General features: G+C 41.8%; 10 protein-coding genes. 2 read left to right on the top strand and 8 right to left on the bottom strand.

Going from position 1 to position 13,530, the window contains the following annotated elements; genetic code table 11:
* Nucleotides 1-563: 563 nt before the first annotated feature.
* Both HF312_20475 and HF312_20470 read left to right on the top strand, forming a co-directional pair.
* Nucleotides 564-3,170, top strand: coding sequence for a PAS domain S-box protein (locus HF312_20475; protein ID MCU7522601.1), 2,607 nt, complete (start codon nucleotides 564-566; stop codon nucleotides 3,168-3,170).
* Between the two features lie 13 nt (nucleotides 3,171-3,183).
* The gene (locus tag HF312_20470) at nucleotides 3,184-5,637 is read left to right on the top strand and encodes a carboxypeptidase-like regulatory domain-containing protein (GenBank protein ID MCU7522600.1); all 2,454 of its coding nucleotides are present in this window, start codon (nucleotides 3,184-3,186) and stop codon (nucleotides 5,635-5,637) included.
* A 144-nt stretch (nucleotides 5,638-5,781) separates the two neighbouring features.
* On the opposite strand, the gene ltrA is transcribed toward HF312_20470, so the two are convergent.
* The 8 genes from ltrA to secG all read right to left on the bottom strand — a co-directional run bounded on the left by ltrA (nucleotide 5,782) and on the right by secG (nucleotide 13,452).
* The gene (gene ltrA, locus HF312_20465) at nucleotides 5,782-7,101 is read right to left on the bottom strand and encodes a group II intron reverse transcriptase/maturase (protein ID MCU7522599.1); all 1,320 of its coding nucleotides are present in this window, start codon (nucleotides 7,099-7,101) and stop codon (nucleotides 5,782-5,784) included.
* Nucleotides 7,102-7,840: 739 nt separating this feature from the next.
* Nucleotides 7,841-8,506: a transposase family protein gene (locus HF312_20460; protein ID MCU7522598.1), complete on the bottom strand. Its 666-nt coding sequence runs from the start codon at nucleotides 8,504-8,506 to the stop codon at nucleotides 7,841-7,843.
* A 172-nt stretch (nucleotides 8,507-8,678) separates the two neighbouring features.
* Entirely contained in the window at nucleotides 8,679-8,936 is a 258-nt protein-coding gene (locus tag HF312_20455) for a hypothetical protein (protein MCU7522597.1), read from the bottom strand.
* A 339-nt stretch (nucleotides 8,937-9,275) separates the two neighbouring features.
* Nucleotides 9,276-10,277, bottom strand: coding sequence for a T9SS type A sorting domain-containing protein (locus HF312_20450; protein ID MCU7522596.1), 1,002 nt, complete (start codon nucleotides 10,275-10,277; stop codon nucleotides 9,276-9,278).
* A gap of 464 nt (nucleotides 10,278-10,741) precedes the next feature.
* On the bottom strand, nucleotides 10,742-11,404 hold the full coding sequence (locus HF312_20445; protein ID MCU7522595.1) for a response regulator transcription factor: 663 nt from the start codon (nucleotides 11,402-11,404) through the stop codon (nucleotides 10,742-10,744).
* Between the two features lie 3 nt (nucleotides 11,405-11,407).
* Nucleotides 11,408-12,568, bottom strand: coding sequence for a hypothetical protein (locus HF312_20440; protein ID MCU7522594.1), 1,161 nt, complete (start codon nucleotides 12,566-12,568; stop codon nucleotides 11,408-11,410).
* Nucleotides 12,569-12,572: 4 nt separating this feature from the next.
* Nucleotides 12,573-12,803, bottom strand: coding sequence for a hypothetical protein (locus HF312_20435; GenBank protein ID MCU7522593.1), 231 nt, complete (start codon nucleotides 12,801-12,803; stop codon nucleotides 12,573-12,575).
* Nucleotides 12,804-13,113: 310 nt separating this feature from the next.
* On the bottom strand, nucleotides 13,114-13,452 hold the full coding sequence (gene secG, locus HF312_20430) for a preprotein translocase subunit SecG (GenBank protein ID MCU7522592.1): 339 nt from the start codon (nucleotides 13,450-13,452) through the stop codon (nucleotides 13,114-13,116).
* Between the last annotated feature and the right edge of the window lie 78 nt (nucleotides 13,453-13,530).

The raw sequence follows: 13,530 nt of genomic DNA, 5'->3' as shown, positions 1-13,530 counted from the left end.
ACAGATTTAATGAAGAGTGCATTTTTGCGAAAATTCTGAATTGTTGTCCATATTCAAAACTCCCTCTGAGCTGAATTTTTGTGCTAGTCCAAACTATGCTTAACCTTTCAAATATTTTCAGTCTATTTTTATCGAAGCCCATTGGTCAGAATTTGCTGCAGATCAGCATAATTTTTCAAGAAAGAACGCAGCCATTCTCTTCCAAATATTTATTGAAAATTACCAGGCGAATATAAGGAAAGAAAACTTTAGATTGATATAAAATTTAGCTAAATTCGCATGGGCAAGGTTTTGAACAGGCAGTTATCTGTAGTCTTAAATAGGCGAGTAATTGCAATTTATGTCAAAGGACATCTGCTTTTGAGAATAATAACTCAGTGTTTTATTCCCATTACGTCAGGGATTACACAGGGCTTACTATTTCCATTTTTTGGACTTTTAAATACAATATTGCTTGTATCAGAAATCCTAAAAATTAAAACAATTAATCAAAAAACCATTTTACAGTATCCGTTCCTTAGAGGCTGATAATTTTTTCTAAACCGCAGTAAAAGTATAGAAATATGAATAAAACCAAAGCAGCGCTTTCGCAGGAATTAGCTGTGCTAAAGCAGGATTATGCTAACCTGAAAGAAATGTATGAAAAAGAAATTCACGCTCGTATACATGTCGGCGGCGTTGCCCCAGATCCCGGCGGGAATATCAGTAAAGAATTTGCTCCCAAAAACGGAGAGCTTAGAATGCCCGACGGGCAGAGCGTGCGGCAGCTTTTTGAAGATTACATTAAGATGTATGCTTCCCGTGATGACAACCTCACAAATCACTTCAGCGATAACTTTTCAGGCTTTACCGGCGGCGGTGACTTTCTGGTCAAGGACAAAGAGAAATGGATAGCTATAACACGTCAGGATTTTGCACAGGTAAAGGAAACAATTCATATCGAAGTTAAGGATCTAGCCGTTCAATCGCTTTCCGATACAGTTGCGGTTACAACAGGGTTCTTTACAATTCACCTGCCCATTGAAGACCATATCCTTTCACGCGAAACAGCACGCCTGGTGCTCATCTTCTGCAAGGAAGAATCAGGCTGGAAGATATCGCACAGCAGTATTTCAATTCCTTATTACCTTGTCCGCGAGGGCGAAGTTTATCCGCTTAAGGAACTTACCGAGCGCAATGAAGCACTAGAAGAAACTGTAGCCGCACGCACCCTTCAGCTCTCAGAAGCAAATGAAAAGCTTCAAAATGCAAATGAAGAACTTGCAAGGGAGTTTACCGCACACAGACAGACAGTAGATGAACTCAGAAAAAGCGAACATAAATACCGCCTGCTCATTGAGAGCGCTAACGAGGCTATTGTAGTGATTCAGGATGGGATACCCAGGCTGACAAATGCGATGGCCAGTAATATGTCAGGCTATTCGAAAGAGGAGCTTGAGAAAACACAGTTTACTTCATTCATCCATCCGGAAGAACGTATACAGCTTGCCGAAAACCATCAAAAGAGAATGCGCGGTGAAGCTGTTCCCAATTATTATGTCTTCCGGCTGCTGACCAAAGATGGAAGTACACGCTGGATTTATATGAATGCTGTGCTTATTGACTGGGAAGGTTCTCCGGCAACACTGAACTTTTTGACCGACATAACCGAAAGCAAGCTGGCTGAAGAGGCCCTCGAGCAGAGCAACCAGAAATGGGAGGCCGTTATTGCAGCCTCACCGGATGGAATTGGAATGTTGTCGCTGGATGGGAAAATACAGCTTATTTCGGAAAAACTCGTTAAAATGCATGGGTATCCTGTAGAGGAAATGGAAAAATTTCTGGGCACTTCTGTTTTTGATTACATTGATCCTTCAGATCACCAATTACTTATCGACAATACACATAAACTGCTCTCGGGTAAAAAGATTGATCAGATAACTGAATATCTGGCTTTGAGAAAAGATAATAGCTGCTTTAATATCGATATAAATACAAGAGTATTGTATGATTCAGCCGGCAATCCTCAAAGTATTTTATACGTCGAGCGAGATATAACCAAACGCAAACTCGATGAAGCTGCCCTGCAGCAAAGCCGCCAGAAACTGGAGGCTATTATTTCAGCTTCTCCAGATGGAATAGGAATTATCTCACTGGATGGAAAGATGCAGTTTATGTCCGATAAATTAATTCAGATGTATGGCTATTCCATTGAGGAAAAAGATGAGTTAACCGGAAGACCGGCTTTTGATTTTATTGATCCTTCTGACCATAACAGGTTGACTGAAAATATGCATAAATTAATTACAGAACAAAGTGATCATAAGATAAGGGAATACCTCGCAATTAAAAAAGATAAAAGCCGGTTTTATATTGAGCTCAACTATACCGTTTTGCCTGATCCGGAGGGCAAACCTGCAAGCATCCTCTTTGTCGAACGCGACTCCACTGAGCGCAAACAAATAGAGGAGGAGACTAAGAAAATTAATCTCGAGCTTGCAGAGTTAAACGCAACCAAAGACAAGTTTTTTTCTATCATTGCACACGACCTTAAAAGCCCATTTCAGGGGTTGATAGGCTGCTCTCAAATTTTGTCATCTGAATATGACACTTTATCTGAAGATGAAAAAATGTCTTTCATCGGCAGTATTGAAGAACTCAGCCGCAATTCGTATAAGCTTCTTGAAAATTTACTCGACTGGTCAAGAATGCAAACCGGGCAGATGATTATTAATATGGAAGATTTTAATCTCCTGGTTGAACTCTACCCTACAATTTCTTTGGTAAAGCAAACTGCAAAGAACAAGAAGATAGAGTTTAATTACACAATAGACAATTCGATCTTCGTCAAAGCCGATAAGAATATGTTGTCTACTGTTGTAAGAAACCTGGCAGCTAATGCTATTAAATTTACAAATCCTGGAGGAAGAATTATTCTGGAGGCCAGGAAATCGGATAGCATAATTGAGGTTTCGGTTACCGATACAGGTATAGGAATCGAACAAGATATAATTGATAAATTATTTAAGATCGATAAGAGCGTAAGCAAAAAAGGTACAGCAAATGAACAAGGGACAGGCCTTGGCTTACTGCTATGTAAAGAAATGATTGAAAAGCATGGCGGTAAAATCCGTGTTGAAAGCAAAGTGGGTCATGGCAGTACGTTTTCATTTACAATTGAGCCAGCTTAACCGGAGCATTATAATGTTGTCTAATTTATTACGTAATCTTTTTGTCACATTAATATTATCATTCATCACACATGCCCAATCATTCCTTCTTGAAGGAACTATATATGACAGCTCTAATAAGCAGCCCCTTTCCTATGCTACGGTACAGCTTAAAGCGAACACTACAGGCACAACCACCAATAACCAGGGCCGCTTTACACTCGACCTCCCGCAGGGCAGTCATACTCTGATAGTAAGCTATATCGGCTTCAGGTCACAGGAGGTCAGAATTCAGATCCCTTATTCCCACAGGCTTGAGGTGTCACTCGACCCGTTGTCTATCGAGCTTCCCGAAGTTGTAATAAATTCCAAAGACGAGGATCCGGCCTATAGGATAATCCGCAAAGCTATAAGAAATAAAGGGAATAACATAAAGTCAGTTAACTCCTTTGAATATGATGAATACCGCAAGGGCATCTTCAAATCCGCTGGTAAGATCGCGTCTATAGATGAATCCTTCCTTAAAACTTTCAAAACAGGTGATAAGGAAAAGGAATTTACTATCGCATCCTTCAGGACGGAAAACATAAAGAAGAACGATAAGAATATTAATATGTTCAGGGGGATGAAAATAGATTTCTATAAGGATACCATCAGGATCATCGGAAATAAAATTCACCTTCCGCTTGCCCGGGATGCTTTCGATTATTATGACTATAAGCTTCTTGACGTTAAATCAACAGGTGAAAATTTAATATATTTTATCGGCGTAATTCCCCGTTCCGAGATACGTCCTTTGCTCACAGGAATGGTGCTTATTGAAGACAGCTCTTTTGCACTCGTCGGACTCGACCTTAAGAACAATAAGGGTGTTACAATACCGTTCATAACTGACCTCAGCTTCAGGTTTACTGAAAGAAAGGTCAAACTGGACGGACTCTGGTTCCCGCAGTACCTTGAATCATATATCTCAATGGGACTAAGTTTCCAGGGTCTGCTTTTCGTAGAAAAACTCGAGCTCGAGACGTTCAGAAGCTTTTCAAATCAGACAACAAAATTTTCCGAACCCGATTCCCTTTTCTCTCCGCAGAAATATGCTTTTGCAAAATTCGGCTACAGGGATACTGCTGCTGCAGGGGCTTCTTCTGAAGGCGATACAAGTAAAACCACGGTTAAAAAGAATGTCTTTAAACCCGTAATGCTTACCAGGGCCGAAACAGACTCACTGCGCCCGATACCACTAAATGACAAAGAGACATCAGCCTATAAGGAGCTTGACAGTACGAAAAGACCCGAGAAAATGATTAAGGCAAAAGGAGTATTGGCCACCTATGCTGATATGCAGGGAGAGCACAAGGATTCAGGCGACAGTTTCTGGGGAAAAGCTGCGGAGACTTTCATTTCCTATATTAATTTTAAGAATACCCGCGTCGAAGGTATTGGACTCGGACTCAGATACGACCATGCTAATGATACCGCTTACATTTTCGGCATATCGGGACTTTATCCTTTCGGACTGAAGAAACCCGAAGGCAGCGGCTATTTTGGTTTAAGGCTTGGTGATAAACATGCACCGCTTGTAACTCTGGGACTCTTCAGCCAGGTTGAAAGATGGAATAACATCACACTGTTTCCCGAGCTGATGAATTCACTGAGCATCACTTTCGGCCTCGAGGATATTTTTAATTACTACAAAGCCGAAGGCTACAATATAAATATCAAAAAGGAATGGAAAGGCTCACATAATTCGCCTGACCGCTCTCTGATGTTCGGCTTTACTTCAGAAAGACAATCATCAGTCAGTGATATTTTCAATCACAGGATATTTACTTCGAGATTTGCCAAAAGAATAAATCCTGAAATTAAAGAAGGTCTCGACAACAGGCTGTCATTAAATTATATATCCGGGACAGATCCACTGAAATTCCAGGTCTATTCTGAAAGCGGATTCAGTCTTCTTACTGATCTTTCACTGAAAGAACTCGGAGGCGATTTCGGTTACCTGAAAGCTTACTCCATCTGCCAGCTCAGGTTTAATACTATCTTCGATGAACTTATGTTCCCTCCGTATATGCTCGTAAGGCTGGAGGGGGGAATAGTACACGGCACCTACGGCCTGCAGCACATTTTGACTCCTGAAAACTCACTGGCCTTTCTGTCAACATTCGGTGCCTTCAAAGGGTTGAATCCTTACGAATATGTTGGTGACAAACTGGCAGCAGTTCACGTTGAGCATAACTGGCGCAGTGTGATCTTTCAGTCCCTCGGCTTAAGGTCATTAGCCGAAATGAACATTGGCATAATAACCGGTGCAAGCGCATTTAAGATGTGGAATGACTCAGGTGTCATCAAAACAGCCGGAGACATCCCGGTCTACTGGGAAGTATACGGAGGCTTCACAGGCTTTCTGACAGTCCTAAGACTCGAAGCCGCCTACACCTCAAATAAAATTTTCGTCCTCCGCACCGGCTTCAATATAAGTTTATAATTAAAGAGGGGTGGTCCCGGCGAGTCGGGAACGGGGTGTGTAAATTATATGTTGTCACCGGGTAGAGGGGTTATCCAATTGACAACCCCACCCCCACAGAACCAGGCGTGCAGATTTCCCGCACCTGGCTCTTCAAGGAACGATTCACAGCATTGCGTATTGTCCCATCTTCTCATATGGAATATGAAGCTTCGGACGCAATATCGGATACGATTTCTTTATCTCGTGATATTTCTCCCATTTTACTCTTCCTCTCCAGCTTCGGCTGCTTAGCATCTTAACCCACATCCTTTCGGTTCTGCGGTAAACTTTGAGTAATGAACTTAGGTTTCCTCCTAATCCATAGTAGTTGTAATGACCTCTAAGGATCTCATTTATTTTCTTTACCTGATCTATTATTTTCCAGTGCCTTATTTCCTTTATCTTTTCTGTAATATTCTTAATACTTCTTCTTAACCTGGTCTTTTCGGTTTTTCTTCCTACAGTGAATTTTCCATTACGGTTTCTGGTACAATAGTGAGTAAAGCCCAGAAAATAGATAGTCTCCACTTTCTTGCCTTTCCCTTTTGTACTTCCTTGCGCAAACCTTCCAAACTCAACAAGTCTTGTTTTGTTTGGTTCAAGTTCCAAGGCGAACTTCGCAAGTCTTTTCTCCAATACTTCACGAAATCTTACTGCATCTTCTTTATGCTGGAAGCATACAATAAAATCATCAATGTATCGGATGAGATAGCACTCTCCTTTTAGTCTTGGCTTTATGGCTTTTTCAAACCATAAGTCCAATACATAATGTAAGTATATATTACTCAGGAGAACACTGATTGATCCACCCTGAGGTGTTCCCGTCTCACTTGCATGGAATTTACCTTCTTCCATTACTCCTGCTTTCAGCCATCTTTTAATGAGGCTGATTATTCTTGGGTCTCCGACTCTATGTTCAACAAACCTGATTAGCCATCCATGGTCCAGACTCCCAAAGAAGTTCTTCAAATCAGCCTCAAACACCCAGTTTACTTTCCTGCCCATCACTATACTGTTTAAGCTGGCAAGTGCATTGTGTGCGCTTCTGCCGGACCTTCCTCCAAAAGATGAGTTAAGGAAATCCTGTTCGTATATTGCATTTAATACAGCAGTTACACTTCTCTGAAGTGCTCTGTCTGCAACACTTGGAATTCCAATTGGTCTTCTCTCAGCCTTGCCCGGCTTAGGTATCCACACCCTGCGTACTGCTGGCGGCTTGTAGCTTTTCCTGTGAACAGAAGTTATCATCTCACCTATCCACAGGTCAAAATCCTTCTTTGCAGTTTCTACACCTATCCCATCTATACCAACTGCTGAATTCTTTGAAATATGACATAGATTATCATAAATCATTTCTTTCCTCAGGTGGTGTGTTAGTGATGTAAAGACTAAGTTTGTTTCCTTTAGAGCTTTCGCTGCTATTTCTTCCAGTTTTGTTTTCATAACTGAATATTTCCTTACTTTGAATTAAGGTTCGTAACCTCCCTTTGAATGGAGCTTATGTTTCCTTGGAAAGAATTCATTCTCTGCTGACCGCTTCCCCATGTAACAGGCATTCCCTTGTCTCAGAGTACTATCAGTCAGTCTGACTTCCCTTTTGGTCTTTTTCCTGATCATTCTTGCTTTTGTGAGCTTGTCTGATCTTTATCAGCCTCCGTGCTGAAACCCTAAGGGATCTCCCGTGTTCCTGTGAGATCCATTGAATGCATGCTGTAGGTACGAATCCCGGAGACAACGCAGTGCCCTCGCCTGAATTATCGGACACTTTGTTACTGCCTTCCCCTTAATAGGACAAAGGTCGGCTGCCTCGTAAGTCTTTAATATCGGGACTAATTATCCTCTTCACTTTATTCCGGCCTGCATTCTTCCTGTCTACGCTTCGCAGTCTGTGTTACCACAACCCACGCAAGACTCGGTAAATAGCTGCTGGCTAAGCTCTACTATTATGGTTATCTCAAACCATCTGTCTCTCACAAACTTTTCACGGCGCAACCTATTCAAAACTCCATCTGAGCTGAAATTTTATCGAAATTATAACTAATTCTTCATCAGTAAAATAATTCTACATTTTCACAACTATCAACTCAGTCAATATTTCTCTAAAAACACCTGAATTGTTACCAAGAGAGCATAGCTATCCCCTTCCCATTCAGGATAAGTTTTTTCAATTAAAGAAAGTTTATTAAGCAGCTTGTCTGAAGTAGACGTGGTGTAACCCGTTCACAGCAGGAACTTTCTTAATCTTTCCTGCAACTTGAACTGGTCTTCCTTCAGGTGAGTCCTTGTTGATTCCGAGGTGAGTTCTATACTTATTATAATAGGACAGGTATTCAGAAAGTACACACTTCAAATGATCCTCATTCAGAATGATTACATGATCCAGGCATTCTCTCTTAATGCTTCCTATTACCCGTTCAACATAGCCGTTCTGCCATGGTGATCGGTAGGATGTTACAATCTGTTGAATTCCCAGATTCTTTACTCCATTTGTAAAGACACTGCCATATCTTGCATCACGGTCACGTATCAGATATTTCGGAGTGTCATAATCAAAGAGCAGATTCCTTATCTGCTGAAGTGTCCACTCTGCTGTTGGATTCTTCGTGACATTGAAGTGAATAACCTTTCGTCTATTATGCTCTATTACAACAAGGACATGAACCAGCTTGAAATTAATTGTCGGCACAGTAAGGAAATCAATGGAGATGATTTCTTTGGAGTGGTTCTTCAGGAATGTTTTCCATCTCCGCCCTGTTGTTCTTCCATTTCTTTTAGGAATATACCTTTGAACAGTTGACTGTGAGATGTTGAATCCAAGTTTCTTTAGTTCTCCATGAATACGTGGCACACCCCAGAGAGGATTATCATTTGCAATCTGCCGTATGAGATCTATTACTTCCCTGTTAATATTAGGTCTTCTGCCATTGTGCCTGCTTTTCCTTCTCCAGTAGGACCTGAAAGCCGTTCTGTGCCATTTGATTACTGTCTCAGGTTTTACGATAAAGATTTTATCTTTCCAGTTAGACAGAAGATCTTTTCATTATGCTGAAGACTAACCGGTCAGTTCTCTTTATTTGTAGTTTCGGATTTGTTCTTTGCAGGATCTCAATCTGTTTTCTTAAGATTATGTTTTCAAGTCTTAGCTGAGCTTTGGTTTTGAAGAAGTTCAACTGCCATGTCCAGCCGTTTTCTTCTGTCTGGGCAAATAAATTAAATGAAAGAATTAGAAAAAGGCTTAAAGCAACAATCCAGCTTAGAAAGGGAGATTTTGTTTTCATGTTCCTGATCCTTTGTCAAGTTTCATAAACCAGGCATAATCATCTTTTAAGATTATGCAGCGAGAAAAATAGCCCTCAAAGGAATAAATGTAAATGGTACTAATACTATATTTTACAAGTAAAACAAAAAGGGTCATAAGTACGTTAATTTCAAGCACTTACAAAAGGAGTTTTTTTTAAAAAGGAGAAACTTGTCAGGAATTTTGAGGAAAACAGGGGGTATTGATACCCCCTGGTAGTATTACTACTACGCCAGAATGTTGTAATTTCTGAACAGTAAAGCTCAGGCAGAAGCTCCCTAAAAGAAGCTTCTGCCATGGCTTTTATATTAGAGGGGGATTACTTTAACAGGAGCATCTTTCCGTTTTTTGTAAAGTTGCCGGCACGGATTTCATAAATGTACATTCCGCTGGGAAGATGGGATGCCTCAAACTGAACCTTGTAACTTCCGGCTGTCTGTTCCATGCTCATAAGCGTCTGAACTTCACGGCCAAGCATATCGTAAACTTTTAATTCTACATGTGATGCTTTGGGTATTGTGTAGCTGATTGTAGTTGCCGGGTTAAACGGATTCGGATAGTTCTGGCTGAGTGTGTAAGTGTTTACAGCCGGCGGATTGTTTTCAACCGCAAGCAGCTGCGACGCAAGCAGCTGGGTTAAATCGTACTTCCACAGATTGCTACCGGCTGCCAGGAATAAACAGTTTTCCTTTACCGCCAGCGCATTTGGCAATAATATTATTCCATCGGGCAGCCCCGCCGTAATATCTCTCCACTCGGTACCGTTTATATTTGCAGAGTATACTTTGATTTTTGTCGTACCTTTACTGAATCCCGTAAGAAAAATGAGGCTGTCGGCTGCTAATGCGTTATAGGCACTCAGGCGCGGCTCAACAGGAATTTCAAATTTCTCCCAGCTTTCACCGTCATCTGAGGAGCGGTACAAAATGCCGTCTTCTTCCAGAAAAACATATTTGCTGTTGGCAAATATGAGGGGTAATCCCGGCAGCTGAAGATTTCCTGAAATATCTTTCCAGCTCAGTCCCTCATCTGAGGACTTGAACAGACCATTGCCAAACTGCGCCGCATACAGCGTCTTATTATGTGAGAACAGCAAATCCACCTGGGCGTAGGAAGGGGTAGTAAAAGACAGAGTATCCCAGGATTCTCCATAATTGGTGCTCTTAAGAATAAGCTTTGGTCCAACAGGACAGAAAAGAGTCCTTCCGCTTATTGTCATTGACCCTATACCCATGCGGCCTGATAAAATTGTCTTCCAGGTATGGCCTCCGTCATCTGAGCGGAGTACACACGGCTTGACTTCTGCTACAGTATCAGCCACAATGTTCCAGTGCCCATAAACGAATATGGTATCATTCAGAAATAAAATGTGCTGAGGCTCAGGGGCAGTAAACGAGCTCAGGCTGTCCCACGTTGCCCCGTTATCTTTAGAGCTGTAGAAATCATCCTGGGAAATAGCATAAAGAAGGCTGTCTTTGGCTGCTATGTCCTGCGCGCCGCGCCCATTAACCCGCTTTAACCCATTGGGCTTGTATGCATGCGGAAAAAAGAACTGTGAAAACGATCGACTTCAGCAAAATTCTGTTCATTATAGCCTCCGTTTTAACTGGTTTGTTCCATTACTGAAATTTATAACAGGAATTATAAGAATATAATAACTTCATTTTGTAAGGGCAAACACCGGAACTCCATCGGGATCTGCTTTAATTTCTTCATTTTCCCGACACCTTCCGTATATCTAACACCGCAATTTAAGGCTTTTAAAATAAATCTCAAATGTTTATGCTACGCCAGAATGTTGTTCTTATAGGCGTATCTTATCAGCTGGGCTGTGTTCGTTACGTTAAGTTTTTTCATCATCGCGGCCCTGTGCTTGTCTATGGTCTTTTTGCTGAGGTTCATCTTTTCAGCTATTTCTGCGCTCTGCAGGCCTTCACATATAAGCTTCAGGATCTCAAGATCGTTATCAGTTAATTCGGGACCATCTCCGGCAATCTCCTCTTTATCGTCATCATACCTTTCCATGATACGGCTAAGCTTTTCTTCAGTATAGCCGCTTCCGAAATATCTTTCGCCGCTATTGACCGTCTCAATTGCATATACCAGGTCACCTTTTGCTATGGTCTTATTTATCAGTCCCAGTCCTCCGGCCCTGAGGACCTTATAAACGATCTCCATGGAATCGTGGACAGAGAGGAAAAGGATCCTGGCATCTTTATCTTTCAGCAATATTTTTTCCGCCGCCTCTATGCCCGACAAGCCCGGCATGGATATGTCTGTTACCACAACATCCGGTCTTAAGTCAAAGTATTTTGTAATAAGTTCACGCCCGTCGCCTGCCTCACCGGCAATATAAATATTAGGAACGCTTTCAAGCAGGCTTGCAATTCCGTGCCTTACCAGGTGGTGGTCATCCGCAAGCAATATGCGTATTCTTCCTGCTGCCATAATTTATTCTCCCAAAGGGAAATTAATCATTATTACTGTCCCCTCCCCCGGCGAGGTGATTATTTTGAATGTGCCGCCGTGCATTTCGGCTCTTTCCTTCATGTTCCTGATACCCATTCCCTTATGTTTAATTTTATCGCTTAAGTCAAATCCCGCGCCGTCATCTGAAATCATCATGCGCAGGCTTTTGTCCTTCTTTGCCAGTTCAATATTATATTCCTTTGCGCCGGAATATTTTATAATGTTGTTTACCGCCTCCTGTATGATCCTGAAGATGCTGATTTCAAGGTTTATGTTCAGCCTTTCCTTCATGCCGGTAAACCGGACGTGCCCTTTTACGGGGCTTTGGATGTCAAAAGTATCTATGAGGTTAATGATGGAAGAGTGGAGACCTGTTTCTTCCAGCGCGCTTGGAATAAGCGAATGCGCCATAGCTCTTAAATCGCCCGAGATACCCTCAATAAGCCTGCTGTTCCTTAATAGTTCAACTGATTCGTCGCTGCCTGTCAGTTTAGAAATATCGTTCTGAAGGCTGAGCTTAAGGATTACCATCTTCTGACCAATGTCGTCGTGGAGCTCGCGTGCTATCCTTTTTCTTTCCTCTTCCACTTTTTCCTGGAGATATTTTGAAAAGCCTTTCAGTTCTTCTTCTTTTTCTTTCAGGCTGCTTACGTCATGCATATAAGCCTGTGCAATACGCAGGTCGCTTATACCTTTTACATGGACTGAAAAATACCTGCCCGCGAAACTAAAATCAAATTCCATTTTTTTATTGAGGCTGATAAAATCCGCGCTATTAATTTTCAGAGAAGGGAAAACGTCTGTTATGGGTTTACCCACAATATTGCCCAGGCCGCTTTTCTCAGCCGCGGGGTTGATGAAGATTATTTCTCCTGAGCTGTTAATCCTGAGGACGGGATCGGGGTCCAGTTCGGCAAACATTGCCATGAGGCGGATATTATTAACTTCAGCCGCCTGTTTTTCCAGGAGCATCTTTTTCTGTCTGGGGAGGATTGAATTTCTCATTGCAAAAAACATAACGGCAAAGATGATTACAGCCGTAAGAAGCGAGAAGAAAACAGGATTGCTGAAGTTTAAGAGCACGGTCAGGTACTGATGCAGTTCCTTCTGAAGAGGCGTAATTATGGTTAAAAGGTGATGCATGTCCCTAGCTCTTAAGTTTTTCTGAGAACTCTGCAACAAACTGCTTTTTGCGTACCGGGGATTTGAAGGTTTTATTGACCTCGTCAATGGCGCGGTAGATCCTGCGCTCGGATACTTCGGGCAGGATTTCACGGATTGCCTTACAGAGATAAAACTTATCCTGGTACTGCTCGCAATAGATATATTCTTTCCATAGCGAGCCTTTAAGTAGGCTTTTAACCGTGTTTTTATCCATGAAAAATTCCCGGCATTTTTAAGGCAAATATAGCCTTTATATTTTAAATTGAAAGTAGTACTGATACTACTTTTTCAAAAAGGCTGTTTTTAGCTTAAATTCAAAGGATTTTTCTAATAATTTATATTTAACCGCCGCCGGATGGGTAGTATTAGTACTATCGGGGGTATTGATGCTTTATGTATAGTCAGGAAGTCTTTCATCAGTGCCGCATTTAACACGGGAGTGATAAATTCCTTTTTAAAAAGGAAAAAGCCCGTTACAAAGTAGCGGGCTTTATGAAAAAACTCATTTTGGAATTAACTTAATGTTAACGGCCGCCCTGAGGTGCGGTACGCTGCTGCGGGACTGATCCCTGAGTGGGAACATTACCAGATCTCTGAATTACGCTTTCTCTCTGGTTTACTGTTGACTGCCCCGGCAGGAAGAATAAGTTAATGATAATAGTAAGGACCACCAGAGCTCCAGCAAGCCACCATGTGCCCTTGCTTAAGAAATCTGCCGTTCTTCTTGAGCCAAACATTGTTCCAAAGTTAGCTGCTCCGCCGAATGTACCGGCCAGACCGCCGCCTTTGCTTGACTGCATGAGTATCATGATTACCAGTAATGCAGCAATTATTACTGAAATAAATACTAAGAATGTATACATTTAACTTCTCCCGTTGAATTGTAGCGGGGGAGGGATTCGAACCCCCGACACATGGATTATGATTCCATTGCTCTAACC

It is taken from the genome of Ignavibacteria bacterium, assembly GCA_025612375.1.
GTDB lineage: Bacteria > Bacteroidota > Ignavibacteria > Ignavibacteriales > SURF-24 > JAAXKN01.
Note: the sequence above shows the minus strand (reverse complement) of the source record. Positions and strands in the feature narration are given on the sequence as shown.